Raw genomic sequence first — 18,683 nt, forward strand, 5'->3', positions numbered from 1 at the left:
TACTTATGCCTAAAATCGAAACATCACTAACGGATTGGAAACAACCGCTTGCACAACTGATCCAGAAATCTTGGAAGGGTCTTTCAAAAATAAGCTCGGTTCCTTCCTCTTTGCACTCCCTTTTATCGAGTATCATTGCGGATCTTAGCAAGGATTCGATAGTAGTGATTGTTGCTACGAATACTGAGGCCGAATTTCTTCATAGAGAATCGTTAAGTTTCATAAAAGAAGGGAGATCCTATTATTTTCCCGGTCAGGAAGTTCTTCCTTACGAATACATGCGTTATCCTCAGGAAATGAAGCGGGAACGGATCAAGGCTCTGGCGCAAATTCTTTCCGGGGAGAAAGTTCTGATTTTTACATCCGTTGCCGGATTCCTAAAGACTCTTCCGGCTCCTTCCGCTCTTAAAGGCAGAACGATTCGCCTGGAAGTCGGGCAGGAGTTGGAATTGAATTCTCTTTTGCGAGAATTATCGCAATTGGGTTACAGTCGAAAAGACGTTTGCGAAGCGTTCGGGGAGTTCAGTCTGAAGGGCGGGATTCTGGACGTTTTTTCTTCCTTTTCTAGGGAACCGATTCGAATCGATTTTTTCGGAGACGAATTGGAATCCATTCGCACTTTCGATCCTGAAACCCAGCGTTCTCTAGTTTCATTGAAAGAAGCCTATATACCGCCTGCCGATGAATATATTTTATCGGAGGAGCAAAAGGTCGCATATCGCAGATTAATATCCGAAGCCGATTCTTCGTTACATCTACCGGAAATCCCGGACGATTCAGGTGGGACGTATTTCGAAGAGCTAGTCCCGCTCGTGCGCGAAAACGTTGGATTTCTTTCCTACTTTTCCAAATCCCCGATTTTGATTTTTCCGGCCGCTAACGATTCAAAAGAACGATTAGCCCAGCTGAAGAGGGAGTTTGAATCGCTCTATGAAAAGCGAAGTCACGAAGTACTCTGCGCACCTCCGTCCGCATTGCTTGCTATCGGACAAGAACAAGAGGCAGTGGAGAAAGTTTCCGGTATTTCCTTTTCCCAACTTCCACCGTCCAAACCTAACGATCTGATTTGTCCGCTAAAGGAGGCTCCGGCCTTTAAAGGAAAGATTCGGGAAGTCCGCGAGAAAATCGTTCAACTTCGCGAAGAGGGCGGCTGGAAGATTGTGCTTACCTCTTCTTTCGAGGCACAAACAAAGCGTCTGCAAGGTTTATTCGAATCGGAAGGAATCAAACTTTTAAATTCCGAGTCGACCGAACCGCAGGAAATTCTTTTTGCGAAGAACGGTGAAACCGACATATTTCTAGTAGTTTCGGAACTTAGAAATGGATTCGTTTGGGAGGAAGAGAAAATTCTTCTGTTATCCGAGAACGACGTATTTGGAAGAGAATATAAGCGGAAAACGAGGTTTAAAAAACAAAACAGTAAAGCGATTCAAAGCTTCCTAGATTTGAAGGAAGGAGACTTTATCGTTCACGTTAATCACGGTGTCGGGCGCTTCCTAAAAATCGAAAGGGTGAATGCGGGCGGGAAAGAAAGGGATTTCTTAAAGCTGGAATACCAAGGAGGCGATACTCTCTTTGTGCCATTGGATCAGATTTCTCTGGTGCAACGGTTCGTAGGCGGCACCGAAAAACCGAGGCTCGATAGTTTAGGTAAAAGCACTTGGAAGAAGACCAAGGATCGCGTTCAAAAAGCTGTCGAAGGTCTTGCAGAAGATTTGGTTAGAATGTACTCGAATCGGATCAAGTTGCAAGGTTATGCGTTTCCTCCCGACACGGTATATCAGGAAGAATTCGAGGCCGAGTTCGAATACGAGGAAACTCCGGATCAAATCGATGCGATCGAGGCGGTTAAAAAGGATCTAGAATCTCCTCGGCCTATGGATAGACTCGTATGCGGGGACGTAGGCTACGGAAAAACCGAGGTCGCTATCCGGGCGGCGTTTAAGGTTGCTATGGCAGGGAAGCAAATTTTGATGCTTGCACCTACCACTATTCTTGCTTTACAACATTATAATACGATTAAGAAGCGGTTTGAAAATTATCCTATTACGATCGAATTGATCTCCAGATTACGGACCGCAGCCGAAACTCGCGACGTACTAAAGAGATTTTCCACGGGAAAAGTCGATATGATCGTCGGGACGCATGCAATTCTCGCAAATTCAGTTCATCCGAAAAATTTGGGACTTTTAATTATCGACGAAGAACAAAGATTCGGAGTAAATCATAAGGAATCCATTAAGAAATTGAAGAACTTGGTGGACGTCCTTACTTTAACCGCGACTCCGATCCCGAGAACTTTGCATATGGCTTTGACGGGAATTCGAGAACTTTCCATCATTGCGACCCCGCCGAAAAACCGACAAAGCGTGGAAACTTACGTTCTGGAAGAGGACGAGGATTTGCTAAGAGAAGCGATTCGCAAGGAGTTGGCGAGGGGCGGCCAGGTTTTCTATCTATATAACCGCGTAGAGTCGATCGAACGGGAAACGAAACATTTGAACGAGATTGTTCCGGAAGCTTCCATCGGGGTTTTGCACGGCCAAATGACCGAAGACGAAATCGAAGAAACTTTGGTGGATTTTTACGCCAAGAAGTATGACATTCTTGTTACCACGACGATCATCGAATCAGGGATCGATATTCCGAACGTAAATACTCTGATCGTCAAGAGGGCGGATTTATTCGGCCTTTCTCAGCTATATCAGATTCGCGGAAGAGTCGGAAGAAGCGATCGGAAAGCCTACGCGTACCTGCTGCTCCCTAGAGATCGCGTCGTAACCGAAGATGCAGAAAAGAGGTTAAATACGATTTACGAATATCAGGAACTCGGTTCCGGTTTTAAAGTAGCGATGAGGGATTTGGAAATTCGTGGCGCGGGAAATCTTCTCGGTAAAGAACAATCGGGCGACATCATGGAAGTCGGATTCGATCTGTATGTTCGTATGTTGGAAGAGGCGATCGCAAGGATTAAGGGAGAGGAAATTCCTATCGAAGTTAGAACTGCGATCAATTTAGAAACCGATTTTTACATTCCTGAAACATATATTCCCGATACCCGGCAGAAAATCGAATTTTATAAGAGGTTCGAAGGAGCTCGGGACCTTGATGAGATCGAAGAAATTACTAGCGAAATGGTGGATCGTTTCGGAGAACCTCCCGAAGAAGCTAAGACTTTCCTCCTTTTGGAAAAGATTCGGACTCTTGCATCCGCTATCGGTTTCGAAACCGTTGCGGAAGTTGGTGAAGAAATTCGAATGAAATCCGGGGCGCATTTCCGCGGTAGCTACGAGAAGATTGTAACTTTAATTTCTGCGAAGATGGGTTTAACGATGAACCCGAGAGAACCGAACGTTTTACTTTTTCGCCCCGGTAAGGCTAATCAAAAGGAGAAGCTCTCTAATCTAGTCTATCTCCTTACGGAAATGCAGCCAGGTAAAAAGTAATAGACGGGCAGATGCTGATCACTAATTTTTGCTTAGGAAATTCCATCGATGAAACGGACACTATCTTCCCTTAGCTTACTCTTTATTTTAACCTTGATTCCCGGATGCGGGGACGGAACCCAAGTGATCGAGTCCATAGACGGGACTAAGATCACTGTCGGCGGCTTTGAAAGCGCGTATGAAACTGCCATCGATACTCTCAGTCGCACGCAGAACATAGAAAAAAAGAATATTATCGACTTTATTACGAAAGACGCTGCCGAAGTTCCGGAACAAATGCGTCCTTTGCGCGACGAGTTCCAGAAGAAAACGTTTTTTGAACGCTATCGTCAGATGCTTATGATCAAGCTCGTGGCGGATAAAAGCGGTTTTACTAAGCGTGCGGATATTAAGGAAATTTTAAAATTCCAAGAGATGCAATTGATCTCCAATTTATACATCGCGGAACAGGTCGAATCTAAGATAAAAATATCCGAAGAAGAAGCTCAAACCGAATGCGCCGAGTTGCGTAAGCGTAACGCCGAAGTGAACAGTCTTCCGATCGATCGCTGTCTACTTTTAGCGAGAGCGCAAATTAAGAGCCGCCGATCCATGGAAGTATATCCTAAAGTTTTGGAAAGAGTGAAAGAAGGTGTTACGATCAAACATAACGAAAAGTTTGATTTGGAAAACTACCTAAGCAAAAATATCGTATTCCCGGAAACAGCGAAAACGGAGAATAAAGAGTCCTCCGAAGCTAAGTAAATTTTCCGGGGTGTTATTTAGACACGCGGTAAAATTTGGAATCTTTCCTCAACGCATTAATCCGTAGCGTAATCGAAGCCGTTACGGAATTCCTGCCGGTGTCCTCTACGGGACACCTATTCCTTTTTTCCTCCTTCTTTCCGTTTTCGGAAGGCGGGGAATTTGACGACCTATTTGATATCTTTATTCAGAGCGGAGCCATCTTATCCGTAATCGTGCTCTATCATGATCGCTTTCTGCGACACGGGCAATTGAGCGTTAACTATCTGCTCGGTAAAGAGAAGAATCCGGAAGGAATTCTCTTTGTAAGTCAAATCCTTATAGGTTGTGTTCCCATCTTAATCGCCGGATTTCTGTTCAAGGGCAAATTGGACGTAATTAAAGCGAGATCGGATCTTCTGCTTATCCTCGGATCGGCCTGGGTTTCAGGAGGCGTCTTGATTTTGCTTTCCGAGATTTGGTTCCGTCGAAGTTCCCAAATTAGGGACGCTGAACCTATTCGTCTAAAAGACGCCATTCTGATCGGCATCTTTCAATGTGTTGCTTTGATACCCGGAGTTTCCCGCTCGGCGGCAACGATTGTTACCGCTAGGTTTTTGAAGAAAGACGCTCGACATTCCGCCGAATTCTCGTTCTTTTTGGCCGTCCCGGTTCTATTGAGCGCGGGCGCATATAAGCTGTACAAATATCGCCATATTCTGAACGGAGATACATTGCCTATTCTTGCTTTCGGATTTTTAGCTTCGTTTCTACTTTGTATATTGGTTATTCGGTGGTTTTTAAAATATTTACAATCCCATTCCTTCGATGCCTTCGGGATTTACCGGGTTATTCTGGGTTTGGCAGTTCTCATATTCTATAAATTAAATTGATGCAGGCCTGGCCGGACCGTAGATTGTGGCCTTGATTGGAATGCGTCTCTGGATCCGCACCTTTGTTCTGCTGCTTTTTCTACCCATGGTTTCCTGGGCCCAGGGAGTGGACACGTCGCGCCTTCCTCAAACGTCAGATTCCACTGCATCCGGCGAAGATGATTCCTCAAAATCAGTAATTAAGACCCGCAATAAGCTTTTATCTAAATCGATCGAATCCCTGACCGAACGGGAAGTCGATGAACAATTGGAGAATCTAGGGTTGTCCCGAGAAGGTTCTATCTATACGAAAAGACAGAGACTCAAAGCTTCTCTGGAAGAGAAGGATATGAACGCCCCGGAGAACCTGCAGATTCCTCAAGGCCCTAAAAAAGAGCCTCCGATGGTTATCGAGAATGCGGCCGAAGGTGAATTATTACGAGTCGATAAAACGAAGAACGGAGTTCTAGTTCTGCGGGGAAGAGTTCGGATCAAACTTCGTAGCGGTCATCTCGAGGCGGAGACTATTTCGGTCGACTCGGATCGGCAGGAGATATATGCGGAAGGCGGAATCCGATACGATGACGGCAGGGCGAAAGTCGAAGGCGATAAGTTTATCTACGATTATAAACTGGATAAGGGAGTCGTTTATCGAACGAAAGGAACTCTCGCGCCCGCATACTTCTTCGGGGAAAAATTCAAGAAATTAGACGACAAACGATACATGCTCGAGATGGGGTATTTCACCGCCTGTAATGCGGAAAAACCTCACTATTCTTTCGAGGTTAACAAAGTCGTTATCTACGAAGATAGAACCGCTTTTTCGACAAACGTCAAACTTAAGATAGGCGGTACGACCGTTTTTTGGCTTCCGGCTTTCTACACGAATAATCTTGGCAACGGCTGGATGACTCAAATGGGAAAGAATAATACCCAGGGTCTGTTCATGCAGAATTCCTATCAGTGGTCCACGATTCCGACCTGGGTTTTGGCGCCGATGGGTTATAAACTTCGCGCTGATTTTTACGAAAAGACCGGTCAAGCGGTTCAGCTGGAAATGTGGAAGCAGAGCGGAGCGCTAAACTATTTAATAGACCTCGGTTATGCGAATCACAAAGAATATCAGATCACTTCAGGGTTCCAGGATCGCTTTAATATAAGTACGACCGCCGTTACGAACGAGGTGGATCGGGGAACGAATTGGGCAGGATATCCTGACGTAGGAAAGAAAAGCGAACCTTGGTTGAAGGGTAGAGTTTTTCTGAATTCGAAGATGAATAATACGGAGAAGGACGTAACTAGAAATTTCTCCATTCAATATGAGAATTTTACAAATCGCTTATTCGAGTACGAATACGGAAACCGTTATCAGCCGAGCAATAGTTTACAATCGTTATATACGTATCGCGACGTTCGATTCGGATATGTTCGCAACAACTTAGAATGGAAAGCCGATTATACCGAAAATCGCGGGGATTTATCCGTTAACGTAAATATGAAGAGGAATATGCTCTTCTATAATCTCGCTCCTCAAACGAAATCCGGTTATTTTCCCACCGTTGACGTTTTACCTTCGGTTACGATCAAGAATAATTCCGAGATAGGAAGACTTCCTTATTTCGAGACGCCGGTTTATTGGGATACATATTTAACAAGCACCTTACTTCGCTTTTACGGCGCTCCGGTCCGGCAAAATTTAAAGATTCCGACTCCCGATGGAAATTTTCAGGATCCTAACGGAGACTATAAGGAGAATCTATTAAGGACCCAAACATTCATTCAGGGAGAAACCGGCTTTCGAACATCCATGAATTTCGGGAGTTACGTTTCTTTGGCGCCGAACGTGTACTACGGAGCTAAAAAGCAATCCGCGGCATTGCCGTCCAATAACCAGACTTCGCAAACGACGTTTACGGCTTTAGAGAGAAGCTTAGCCCGAGATAGTTACCAGTACATTCGTACGAACACCAATTTACGTATAGGCGCTCCGGTATTCTTTTTCAACACGACCTATCGCAAATTGGAAGCGGAAAAGCCGGATTTACAGGACCCGGTATTAATGAGGAATCGCCAGCACGAACTCGAACTTTCCTTGGAAAGCTATGCTCTGGAGAATTTTGAAATTTCTCTTAAAACCGTACGGGATCTTCGTAATTTTTCCTCCGGATACCAACCGCAACCTACGAGCCAGGAAAGATGGTATTATACCGTGTTCAGATTCGCCGGATATTTCGATTTTCTGGAAGGGGTCAGCCGCAGGAAACGGAGTTTGCTCGAGAGAAAACGGAGTTTTTATACGGGGCTTTTCTTTAATAACGACTTCGTTTATCATACACCGTTACACCGACCTCTTTCGAATAACCTTACCGTTTCCTATAAATTAGGCGGATTTCGTCTTCCGTTTTTGCGCTATATCCGGGAATTTGAGGCAGGCGGCACTTGGTATCACGTATATTATGCGGAGATGATCGACAGTTATAGATTTTTCATAAAGGCTAATATAGACATTACCAGAGAATTGGGATTCGAAGCCGAATTGGATTCTCGGGTAACGGAACCTTGGAGATATACGAATCAAACAGATAACTACTATTACCAACGATATATAGTCAGTCAGGATCCGACGGCCCCGTTTACATCAATGAATATGAATTCAACGAGTATCGGTCAAGACCTAGTGAACGGAACAGGAATCAATGGGACACAGGCTCAAAGAAATACGGCTCTGAATATAAATCGAGTAATGGGAGTCTTGAAATATAATTTGCATACGATGAATTTCAAACTCGGGGTAAGCAGCGATTTGCGTTCGGTTCCGGGAGGAACTAACGCCGCCAGCCAGGTCACTTTTTACGACCAATCCATCTTCTTTTCCATTTCCTTGACGGACCTGACGATCGGCACGGAAGATACGTCTCAGTTGACAAGAATGCGAATTTACAGGTTCAGAAAACGACCTTTAAGAGCCGGCTATTTGGACGGGGTCGATTCAGAGTAAAGTATGTTGAAAGAAAGAAGCCAAACCTTCAAATTATTATTCGTCTTTTTGGATGTTATTTTCTCGCTCGGGAGCTGCCTTTTCGCATTTGTTCTTCGATTTTATTTTCTAGATCCTACAGGGTCGGATCGCGCGTACGTCGAAACGGAAAGTTATGTTATACTTTCGCTACTTCTTTCTCTGTCGCAAGTCTTGGTCTATCTTTCCATCGATTTATACCATCCTCGCAGGGGCCTTTCGTTCGCGGACGAGTTCCTGACGATCTTCGGCGGAGTGTTTCTGAATCTGCTTTTGGTTCTTTCGCTTCTTTTCTTTTTCAGGGGGGATTTGGGAAGCGAGCGGTTTTCCCGATATTTCGTTTTGGCATTTGCCGTAACGAATATTTTTTCGACTAGCTTTCTACACTTCATTACGAGGCAACTGCTACGATATCTGCGTCGTAAAGGTTATAATCTTAGAAGGGTGCTGGTTATCGGGGTTCGTGAGACGGCGGCAAGATTTGCGGATTCGGTTTTTCGTCATCAGATATACGGATATCAAATTATCGGGTACGTCTCGTCCAAGAATATTAAACCGATTCGTAAGGAAATGAAGGTATTGGGGAAGGCGGAGAAAATAGAAAAAGTCCTTCTTGAAGTTAAGCCCGACTTAGTCGTTTACGCTTTGAATAACGACGAGGGAGAGTTTTTGCACGACGTTCTGGATGCCTGCGATACTGAAGGTATCGATTTAAAAGTAATTCCCGGGTTTCAAGAATTCATAAAAGCGAAAGGTAGAGTCGACGAGATGGACGGTTTGCCGGTTATCTCGATTCGTAATATTCCGATTCGATTGGGTTATAATAGATTTATTAAGCGAAGCTTCGATATCCTTTTCTCCTTGACGTTTATCGTTTTATTTTCTCCGTTTTACCTTTTGTTGGCAGTCCTAATCAAACTGACTTCGAAGGGTCCCGTGTTTTATTTCCAAGATAGAGTGGGTTTGGACAATAAGAGCTTCAAAATGATTAAGTTTCGAAGTATGATCGTTCAGGAAAGGGGGCAGTCGGAAACTACTTGGACCGTTCAGAACGATCCGAGAGTCACGAAAATCGGCCGAATTATGAGAAAGACCTCCCTTGACGAAACCCCTCAGTTTTTTAACGTGCTCTTAGGGGATATGTCCGTCGTCGGGCCTCGCCCGGAAAGACCTCATTTCGTGGAGAAATTCAAAAGCGATCATCGGCATTATATGCGCAGGCACGCCGTAAAAGCAGGAATTACCGGATTGGCACAGGTGAAAGGCCTAAGGGGCGATACTTCGATAGACGAAAGAATCGCAGCCGATATCTACTACATAGAAAATTGGTCCGTATGGTTGGACATAAAGATCATTCTACTTACTCCGTTCAAAGGGGTAATGGACAAAAACGCCTACTAATTAGGATAAAGGAGAACCCGTACTCGTGAATTTGAACGAAGAATCCTTAAAAAAAATCGCCGACTTGGCTAGACTGAAAATACGTTCTGAAGAAGTCGCACCGTTTCTCCAAGATTTTAATAAAATACTCAATTATGTAGATACGATAAAAGAACTCGATGTGAGTTCCGTCACTGAGGACGAATTGTATCCGAACTTCGGGAATTCGGTTCGCAAGGATAAGGTCGAGGAAGGATTGACTCGACAAGAAATCGAGTCGTTCGCACCGAGCTTTCAAAACGGATATTTTGTCGTTCCTCAGGTGATTGAAACATGAATTCTCTTTGGAAATTAACGTATAGCGAAATAAAGAAAGGTTTAAATTCGGGCGAATTTACTTCCTCCGAACTTGCGAAGTCGCTATTAGAAAGAATCGAATCTACTGACTCGAAAATAAAAGCCTTCTTATCGCTTGAAAAGGAATTTATTTTGAGCGCTGCTGCAGAGAGCACGGAGCGAAGGAAAAACGGAAAGGCTTTATCCGAGTTCGACGGGATTCCGATCGGGATAAAGGATAATATATGCGTTAAGGATATGTTAACTACCTGTGCTTCTCGGATTTTGGAAAATTATCGTTCCCCGTTCAACGCTACTGCGGTCGATCGTCTTTTGCAAAAAGGATTTGTTCTTTTTCCTAGAACTAATATGGACGAATTTGCGATGGGCTCTTCCACCGAAAACTCCGCCTTTCAGGTGACTACAAACCCGTTCGATACGACTAGAATTCCCGGCGGATCATCCGGCGGTTCTGCAGCTGCGGTTGCGGCTTCGATGGTACCTGTCTCGTTGGGTTCCGATACTGGAGGTTCCATTCGTCAACCGGCTTCTTTGTGCGGAATCTACGGATTGAAACCTACTTATGGCACCGTCTCTCGCTACGGGCTTGTCGCTTATGCTTCCAGCCTAGATCAGATCGGCCCTCTTTCTAAAGATATCCAAGGAGTCATAGACGTCTATTCGGTCATTTCCGGAGAGGACGTTAAAGATTCAAGTTCCAGAAAGATTCCCAGCTTCGATTCTTCTATCGTAAAATCCTTGAATTTGTCCGGCTTGAAAATCGGAACGATGAAAATGACCTCGGAAATCGACGCGGAAGTCGCGAAGGCATATGAAGACGTTTTGGGACAATTGAAATCCAAGGGTGCGGAGCTGATCGAATTAGATTTTTCTAAATTAGCGTCGGCTATTCCCATCTATTACATCATTGCGACCGCCGAATGTTCCTCTAATCTATCTCGCTTTGACGGGATTAGGTTCGGAGCAAGGAAAGACCCCAGCGGAAAGTTGGAGGATTTATATATCGCCAGTAGAAGCGAAGGTTTCGGTAAAGAAGTGAAGAGAAGGATTCTGCTCGGAACGTTTTCGCTTTCGGCCGGTTATTATGATGCCTATTACGGACGGGCTCAAAAAGCGAGGGTTTTGATTCGAAAAGAATACGAATATTATTTTTCGAAAGTGGATTTGGTTCTCCAGCCGACCTCTCCGACTACCGCGTTTAAAGTCGGTGAAAAAACTTCCGACCCGATACAAATGTACAAAGCCGATATCTTAACAACCTCCGTTAATTTGGCCGGAGTTCCTGCCTTATCCTTACCTATCGGAACGGATACGAAAGGATTACCGATCGGACTCCAGGTGACGGCTCCCGCCTTAGGCGAAGACAAAATTTTCGGATTTGTGCAAAGCCTTGCTAGTTGGGAGAATCTGAAAATTTCTCTTCCGGAAGAGATTAGATGAGTGAATTAACCGCCAGAATCATTCCTTGCCTGGATATTAAAGACGGCCGTGTCGTAAAAGGAGTGAACTTCGTAAATCTAGTCGATGCCGGTGACCCGGTTGAATCGGCGGTAGCATACGAAGCCAATCTGGCGGACGAACTTTGTTTTTTAGATATTACCGCCTCAAGCGATAAACGAGACATCTTGATCCATTTAGTAGAAGCGGTCGCGGAAAGAATTTTTATCCCTTTCACTGTCGGCGGGGGGATACGAACTTTAGAGGACGTAAAAGCCGTTCTCGAAAAGGGAGCCGATAAGGTTTCGATTAATACGGCCGCATTCCAACATCCGGAATTGTTGACTGAATCTGCGGAGATTTATGGATCGCAATGTATCGTATGTGCGGTCGACGTTAAGTTTCATAAAGAAAGAAATCGGCACGAGATATTTCTCCACGGCGGCAGAACCGAGACCGGAAGGGAGGCTCTAGACTGGGGCCGTGAAGCGCAGGAAAGAGGCGCGGGAGAAATTTTATTAACATCGATGGATCGCGACGGAACGAAAAAAGGCTTTGATATCAATTTATTAAAACTGTTCTCTTCCAATCTTGAGATTCCCATTATAGCCAGCGGCGGCGCCGGAAATCCGGAGCACATGGTGGAAGCGATTCTTCGAGGAAAAGCGGACGCAGTTCTGGCAGCTTCTATCTTTCATTTCGGCGAATATACGATTCGAGAGACCAAAGAGAATATGCGAGAAATGGGCATTAAAGTTAGGCTTTAAATTTTATATCGTTAATTTTGCTATGCCCGATCTGAACGGCGCAGGTTTTTCCGGCAATCTTTATCAAAGTCCGTTAATATAGGTAATTACGGTGGTAAAGAACGCCTGTGCGGCGGCAGTATTGGACGGATTGGCGGGATTTCGAAAAGACATTTGGGAATGATCGAATCCGGATTGAGAGAATCTTCCTGCAACCGGGTTATGGTACATTTGCCCGGAATAGGCCGTTACTATACCGTCCGTATTCGGAAATTGCGGCGTAGTCGAATTCAGGATCGTGCATCCACTCGCATAGATAATATCGTGACCGGAGCAGCTTCCCGCTAAATCACCGTAATACACCGATACTTTGGAATCCTTCGATGTTTGACCGAGAAGACTTTCCAGATATGCGTTATAGGAATTGGAAATATATTCTCCCGGCAAAAGATTTGATCCTAAAGTTCCTCCATTCGTGTAGCCCAGGTCCTTTCCGCCGGGCGTCCCGGTCACGAATCCTACGACGCTACTGATTGCGGATAGATCGTTACTTTGATACTGAGGCGAAGAGAACGGGGAACCGTAATATGGCGTTCCCAGGCTAACGATATTATGGATAACGTTTTTTGTATTATTTGGATGGTACAATGCCGCGCGAGAAACAAGACCGCCCATCGAATGCGCCAAAATAATCACCTTATCGGACGAGGAAAAATTTGCGTTTAACGTATCGATTAAACGACGTCCGTTATTGGAGATGTAATCGGAAGTTCTGTACGTGAATACGTATATTTCGTAGTTCGTATAAACGCTAGAGATATTATTATCGACGAACTCCAGCGCCTGATTCCAAGTCCCGAGCAAATTGCTGACCTTCTTGTATTTGTCCGTCGGAGGATCCGTATTTCTTTCGGTAAAATCCCATCCGTGTATGAAAATCAATTTAGTCTTACCGGCGACTTGTCCTATCGAAGGATCTCCGAAGAAATCAGCGTTGATTTGCGACTTCGTGGCGGCGACAGGACTAAAGATATTAATGTAACGATAGAGAGCGTGATTCGTTTCCGTATAATATTCGAATAGAATGTAATTTAATAATTTATCCTGATCGGATTTATGAGTATGAGGGCTCAAGCGGGCCTTGAGGTCGTTAATGTGGCAAAAGCTAAAGGAGAAAAAAATTAAGAGTAGTGCAGGAAGGTTCTTAACGACGGACCCGAACATGATTCGATAATGTTACTATCGAACAAACTTTCCGCAAGCAGTAAAATTCCCGGTAGGATTACGAATCGAGACCAAGGAAAGAAATGAAAAACAAAAAATGACAAAACTACGGTCTGTTTTTAAGTCGATCCAACGTAATTCCAGTCGCGACAGTTACGTTTAAGGAAGAGATATGCCCGTGAAGCGGAATTCGAAGGACAAAATCGGATTTATCCAATAGAATTCTTTTGACTCCGTCACCTTCGTTCCCCATCACAATGACCAGCTCTTCCCAAGCAGGTACCTTAGACCAATCGTCCACTCCTTGATCGGCGGTCGCTACTACCCAGAAATTTCTTTTCTTAAGCTTGTCTATCAGCTGCGCGAGATTTCCGACGCGATATACGTTCAAATATGCGAGCGCTCCGGAAGCGGTCTTTTCGACCGCCGGAGTGATTCCGGAAGAATCTCTTTCGGGAATCAAAACCGTTTCCACTCCGAAGCATTCCACCGTTCTAAGAATATTTCCTAGATTACCCGGATCTTGGATTCGATCCAGAATGAGAATCGGTCCTTTACAAGTTTCTAAATGCTCTTCGAAAGATTTTTTATCACCGGTGTGAAGAAGAACTTTTTCCGCAATAATGCCCTGGTGATTCACGCCTGGAGCTAATTGATCCAATCTGCTAAGGGAAACTTCGTTTATTTTCACATTGGAAGGGAGCTGTTCTAGTATTTCTCTCAATTCGTGATTCGGATTCGTTTTGACCCAGACTTCCCGAAAGGACAGGTCGGTTCCGGTTTCAAGATGCCGCGCCAGGTTTTCGGAAATATTACGTTTTCCATATATATAGTCCGATTTGCTCATTTTCTTCTCCAGCGAAGGCCTTCTTTAGTATCCTCGATTATGATTCCTATATCAAGCAGTTGATCTCGAATTTTATCGGAAAGCGCAAAGTCCTTATTTTTACGCGCTTCCTGCCTCTGTTTCACTAACTCGTCGATATCGGAATCCAAAGTTTCCGATTTAGGATCGAAGTTTAGGACTCCTAAAATTCGATCGACCTGCTTGAAAAATCGAATGGCTTCCTCTATCTCTAGTCTTCCCCAGCCGGGCTTATCTATGCGTTGGTTAACGCTTTTTACGGCTTCATATACGGAAGCCATAAATTTGGAGATATTTAGATCGTCGGCTAACGAGTCTAGCATGTCTTCCCAGAGTTTAGGGTAGGGGAAGGGATGTTCGCCCGACGCTTCATCTTGCGAGATTTGTTTCGCTTCCAAAAGCCTATTAACGCATGTTTGTAGTTTTAGTACGGATTGCCTGGCTTCTTCCAATCGCTCGAATGTGAAATTCAATTTGGATCTATAATGGGCCGTCAAAAGTAGGAATCGTATTGCCTTCGGTTCGGCTCCTTCCGAAATTAAATCTCGAAGAGTGTAAAAGTTTCCTTTGGACTTGGACATTTTTTCCCCGTCCACAAGAAGGTGTTCGGAATGAAGCCAGTACTTTACGAAAACTTCATTAGGATAAGCGCCTTCGCTCTGAGCGATTTCGTTTTCATGATGAGGAAAAGTCAGGTCTACTCCGCCTGTATGGATATCGATTCCGGATCCGTAGATTTTTCGAATCATCGCAGAGCATTCTAGATGCCAGCCGGGACGTCCCGTGCCAATGTCAGTCTCCCAAGAGGTTTCCCCTTCTAATTTCGGGGATTTCCAGAGAACAAAATCTCTAACGTCGTCCTTTTCATATTCGTCGGTGTCGTAACGTGTTCCCGTTTTCATTCCGGTCACATCGATATGGGATAACTTTCCGTAAGATTGGAATTTTGAAATCGGATAATAAAGGCTCCCTTCCTTCTCGTAAACTAAGCCTCGTTCTTTTAGTTTGTGAACGATTTCCACCATTTCGGGAACCGAGTCCGTCGCCTTGGGATAATGCTCTAACCTTTCAATGCCGATTGTTTCTAAATCCTGGAAAAACGCCTCCGTCCAAGGGCGAGTGAATTCTAGAATGCTTTCCTTTCTTTGGATGGATTCCCGAATGATTTTATCGTCGATATCCGTTATGTTCATCGTCATATCCGGAGTATAGCCTAGCGCTTTTAGAGAACGACGGAGTAGATCTACGAACAAAAATGCTCGTAAATTTCCAATATGGGCGAAATTATAAACGGTCGGACCGCAAGAGTAAATTTTGACACGATTCGTGTCCTCGGGCGAAAACAGGACCTTATTCCCAGTGAGCGAATTATGAAAACGGACTTCTCTCATTCCGGAAATAATATTTCTCTCACAAATTCTAAGTTGGCTAAGTTTTGTTTATCGCCGATGATCCCTGCTTCGTTTCCCTCGGTCGGATATACTTGCATTCGTTTATCGCAAACGAGATGATTGAAAAGCGCAAAGACGGATTTCGGGTGAGAGACTTGATCCTCCATTCCGACGGAAACCAAGGTCGGAACTTTGATTTTCTTGGAAAAATTCAAGGTATCAAAGTAGGAGAGGTTTTTACGAAGGATCGTCTTTTTGGATTTGGAAAGAGCTAACTGTTCCGATATTTCCTTATTCCAGCTGGTACCCAATTTTAATTGAGTATCGTCGACATGGCAAAAATTAGGAGTTTCTAATATAATTGCTTTTACTCGATTCGAGTTGGCGGCTCCGAATGCGGCTAATGCGGCTCCGATTCCTTTACCGGCTAAAATAATTCGATCGCCGTCGATACCGTCGGTTAGCCTGAGAAATTCGATCGTGCGGATCACGTCCAGGTACATCGCTTTCAAAAAGAAGGATTCCTTTACTTCCAATCCCTTACGGAAGTAGCCGGGGGTCCAATCAGGATCGGGGAATTCTCCTTCTTTTAAAACGGGACGGATAAGCTGGGATCCGTGTCCCCGAAGATCTAAGATTAACTGAGCCACTCCGGCCTCGGTAAGTCCCTTTATGATTTGAGGGCGATCCTTTGCATAGTCGTGAAAGTAAGCCAATACGGGTAAGTCTCCGCGTTTTCGCGGGATGACTAAACTTCCCGTTAACGTCGCATTCCCGTAGGATTGGAAGGAGATATCGTAAATGGTTTCCTTTAAGATGGTTCCTTTAAGAAGGGCTTTGGTCTGGTTTTTAACCGGAAAGCCTTTCAATTCCCGAACGGCATCGGTCCAAAAATCGTCCAGATCGGCCGGAGGTTGCAGGGGAGGATAAGTCTGGAAGCATTCGTCGAAACTGATAGCCATCAGGGATACATCGTTTTCATTTTAGCGGCGGTGTAAAGTGATCTTTTGCCGAATAGAGGGTCTGCAATAATAGGACAGCGATGGTCATAGGACCTACGCCGCCCGGAACCGGAGTATAATAAGAGGAGGTTTCCCAGGCTTTCGAGATTTCTATATCTCCCACATTACCGGGGTTATATCCTGCGTCTAAGAGAACCGCTCCCGGCTTGATCCAAGCCGCTTTTACGAATTCGGGCTTTCCGACCGCGCCTACGACAATATCCGCCTGCCGAACGACCTCTTCCAAATCTTTCGTTTTGGAATGACAAAGTGTAACCGTCGCATTCATTTCCGTCAGCAGCATTGCCATAGGTTTTCCCAAAATGGGAGACCGACCGACGACGACCGCCTTCTTTCCTTCAGGATTTATACCGTATTCTTTGAGCAAAAGAATCATTCCGTAAGGAGTGCAGGGAAGATAGGTTTCCACACCCATTGAAAGTTTCCCGAAGGACAATGTAGTAACTCCGTCCACGTCCTTTTTAAGATCGATTTTGTCGAAAGCGGCTCTCTCGTCAATTTGCGCGGGACTCGGGTGCTGCAGGAGGATTCCGTGGGTATCGGGATCCCGATTTAATCGGTCGATGACGGCTAGAAGCTCCTGAGTAGAAGTTGATTCGGAAAGTTCGATTTTTTCGGAAAGCATTCCGACGGAATGACAAGCCTTGACTTTCATACTAACGTAGGTTTCCGAAGCGGGATTATTCCCTACTAGGATAGTGGCTAGCTTGGGCGGTTTTTTTCCGGACGCAACCATTGCGCGAATTTCTTCCGCGATCGAATCTTTGATTTTTTGAGAGAGTTTTTTTCCGTCCAGGAGTACCGCAGTCATGGAATCAGGATTTCGGTTTGGCCCGGAATGTCATCCGAAAATAATCCTTTTCAGTGATGGTGGAGAGCTAAAATACGATCATGTCCGAAACGAAGACGATTTCCTTAAACGAACTTTCCGAAAACGAGGGACAGATAGTTACCGTACCCGGATGGCTGCACGGGATCAGAGGTTCCAATGCTCGTCAATTTATCAGCCTGCGGAATTCCGGACGAATTCTCCAAGTTCTGGCCGAGAAAGAAATCCTGGGAGAGGAAGTTTTTTCTCAGATCAAGCATCTGAAACAGGAAACTTCTCTGGAAGTGACAGGTAAGCTGGTTGCGAACGAAAAATCTCCTATCGGTTTTGAACTGATCATGGACTCATTTCGTAAAATCGGTGATTCTGAAAATTATCCCATCACTCCGAAAGAACATGGAATCGATTTTTTACTTTCCCAGCGTCATCTTTGGTTACGGTCCGGTAAGCAATTAGCGATTCTTCGGATTCGCGACGAGGTGTCGTTTAATATTCGAAAATACTTTCATGAAAGAAAATTCACATTAATCGACACGCCCATCTTAACGGGATCGATCGGAGAGTCGGCAGGATCCTTGTTTTCGACAGAATACTTCGATTTAGGCAAAGCATTTTTGGCGCAAACCGGACAGCTGTATTTGGAGACCGCCATCTTTGCGCACAGTAAGGTATACTGCTACGGACCTACGTTTCGGGCCGAAAAAAGTAAGACTCGACGTCACTTGACGGAGTTCTGGATGCTGGAAGTAGAATCGGCATTCGTTCGACATGAGGAAAATCTAGGAATGCAGGAGGACTTTGTAAAGACCATCGTAAAGCAAACCGTGGAAGCCTGCATGCCCGAATTGAAAATTCTAGAAAGAGATCCCGCTCAGTTACTTGCTTATATGGAAAAGCCCTTTCCCAGAATCGATTATAAGGACGCGCTGAAATATCTGCAGTCGCAAAAAGAGGAGATCGTTTGGGGAGATGATATCAATTCCGAGCGGGAACAAATGCTGACCTCGAAATTCGGAGGGCCGGTATTCATTCAGAAATATCCGAGAGAAGCAAAAGCATTTTATATGAAAGTGAACCCGGAAGATCCGAGGACCGTGTTGAATGCGGACTTAATCGCACCGGACGGCGTCGGGGAAATCATAGGAGGTTCCGAGAGGGAAGAAAGCTATGATACGATTGTTAAGCGACTAGAAGAAGAGGAGCTTCCCGTGGACACTTACGAATGGTATTTGGAACTGCGCAAATACGGATCCGTTCCTCATTCCGGATTCGGTTTGGGGTCCGAGCGACTGATCGCATGGATTTGCGGACTGCCTCATATTCGGGAATGTATCCCGTTCCCTAGGATGATGGAAAGGCTGTATCCCTGAGGGGG

14 protein-coding genes are annotated in these 18,683 nt (G+C 44.9%); 9 read left to right on the plus strand and 5 right to left on the minus strand.

Going from position 1 to position 18,683, the window contains the following annotated elements:
• Positions 1-5 precede the first annotated feature (5 nt).
• Genes mfd through hisF form a run of 8 tightly spaced genes read left to right on the plus strand, consistent with a single transcriptional unit; the run spans position 6 to position 11,998 of the window.
• Positions 6-3,446, plus strand: a complete 3,441-nt coding sequence (gene mfd / locus LEP1GSC058_RS05125; RefSeq protein WP_016548322.1) for a transcription-repair coupling factor — start codon at positions 6-8, stop codon at positions 3,444-3,446.
• A 48-nt stretch (positions 3,447-3,494) separates the two neighbouring features.
• Positions 3,495-4,190, plus strand: coding sequence for a lipoprotein LipL31 (locus LEP1GSC058_RS05130; protein ID WP_016548588.1), 696 nt, complete (start codon positions 3,495-3,497; stop codon positions 4,188-4,190).
• A gap of 35 nt (positions 4,191-4,225) precedes the next feature.
• The gene (locus LEP1GSC058_RS05135) at positions 4,226-5,062 is read left to right on the plus strand and encodes an undecaprenyl-diphosphate phosphatase (RefSeq protein WP_016548731.1); all 837 of its coding nucleotides are present in this window, start codon (positions 4,226-4,228) and stop codon (positions 5,060-5,062) included.
• 34 nt (positions 5,063-5,096) lie between these two features.
• Positions 5,097-8,039, plus strand: coding sequence for an LPS-assembly protein LptD (locus tag LEP1GSC058_RS05140; RefSeq protein WP_039948094.1), 2,943 nt, complete (start codon positions 5,097-5,099; stop codon positions 8,037-8,039).
• 3 nt (positions 8,040-8,042) lie between these two features.
• Complete coding sequence (locus LEP1GSC058_RS05145) at positions 8,043-9,458, plus strand: undecaprenyl-phosphate glucose phosphotransferase (RefSeq protein WP_016548517.1); 1,416 nt, start codon at positions 8,043-8,045, stop codon at positions 9,456-9,458.
• A 25-nt stretch (positions 9,459-9,483) separates the two neighbouring features.
• Entirely contained in the window at positions 9,484-9,774 is a 291-nt protein-coding gene (gene gatC, locus LEP1GSC058_RS05150) for an Asp-tRNA(Asn)/Glu-tRNA(Gln) amidotransferase subunit GatC (protein ID WP_016548450.1), read from the plus strand.
• Positions 9,771-11,234 carry an Asp-tRNA(Asn)/Glu-tRNA(Gln) amidotransferase subunit GatA gene (gene gatA / locus LEP1GSC058_RS05155; protein ID WP_016548584.1) on the plus strand — a complete coding sequence of 488 codons (1,464 nt, stop codon included), beginning with the start codon at positions 9,771-9,773 and terminating at the stop codon, positions 11,232-11,234. Before gatC ends, gatA begins: the two co-directional genes overlap by 4 nt.
• Complete coding sequence (gene hisF, locus LEP1GSC058_RS05160) at positions 11,231-11,998, plus strand: imidazole glycerol phosphate synthase subunit HisF (protein WP_016548690.1); 768 nt, start codon at positions 11,231-11,233, stop codon at positions 11,996-11,998. The genes gatA and hisF overlap by 4 nt, the downstream gene beginning before the upstream one ends.
• A 63-nt stretch (positions 11,999-12,061) precedes the next feature.
• Here hisF and LEP1GSC058_RS05165 read toward each other — a convergent pair whose 3' ends face one another.
• From LEP1GSC058_RS05165 to folD, 5 genes are all read right to left on the minus strand, one after another.
• The gene (locus LEP1GSC058_RS05165) at positions 12,062-13,201 is read right to left on the minus strand and encodes an esterase/lipase family protein (RefSeq protein ID WP_016548471.1); all 1,140 of its coding nucleotides are present in this window, start codon (positions 13,199-13,201) and stop codon (positions 12,062-12,064) included.
• A gap of 106 nt (positions 13,202-13,307) precedes the next feature.
• A complete protein-coding gene (gene rlmB, locus LEP1GSC058_RS05170; RefSeq protein ID WP_016548553.1) occupies positions 13,308-14,048 on the minus strand; it encodes a 23S rRNA (guanosine(2251)-2'-O)-methyltransferase RlmB in 741 nt (246 codons plus the stop codon).
• Positions 14,045-15,457 (minus strand): cysteine--tRNA ligase, encoded by a 1,413-nt coding sequence (cysS, locus tag LEP1GSC058_RS05175; protein ID WP_016548419.1) that lies wholly within the window; start codon positions 15,455-15,457, stop codon positions 14,045-14,047. Before cysS ends, rlmB begins: the two co-directional genes overlap by 4 nt.
• On the minus strand, positions 15,454-16,419 hold the full coding sequence (locus LEP1GSC058_RS05180; RefSeq protein WP_016548648.1) for an acetylxylan esterase: 966 nt from the start codon (positions 16,417-16,419) through the stop codon (positions 15,454-15,456). The genes cysS and LEP1GSC058_RS05180 overlap by 4 nt, the downstream gene beginning before the upstream one ends.
• A 16-nt stretch (positions 16,420-16,435) precedes the next feature.
• Positions 16,436-17,290, minus strand: coding sequence for a bifunctional methylenetetrahydrofolate dehydrogenase/methenyltetrahydrofolate cyclohydrolase FolD (gene folD / locus LEP1GSC058_RS05185; protein WP_016548528.1), 855 nt, complete (start codon positions 17,288-17,290; stop codon positions 16,436-16,438).
• An 80-nt stretch (positions 17,291-17,370) separates the two neighbouring features.
• Between folD and asnS the strand changes: the two genes are divergently transcribed.
• The gene (asnS, locus tag LEP1GSC058_RS05190) at positions 17,371-18,678 is read left to right on the plus strand and encodes an asparagine--tRNA ligase (protein ID WP_016548499.1); all 1,308 of its coding nucleotides are present in this window, start codon (positions 17,371-17,373) and stop codon (positions 18,676-18,678) included.
• The last annotated feature ends 5 nt before the right edge of the window (positions 18,679-18,683 follow it).

Source organism: Leptospira fainei serovar Hurstbridge str. BUT 6 (genome assembly GCF_000306235.2).
Taxonomy (GTDB): Bacteria; Spirochaetota; Leptospiria; order Leptospirales; family Leptospiraceae; genus Leptospira_B; species Leptospira_B fainei.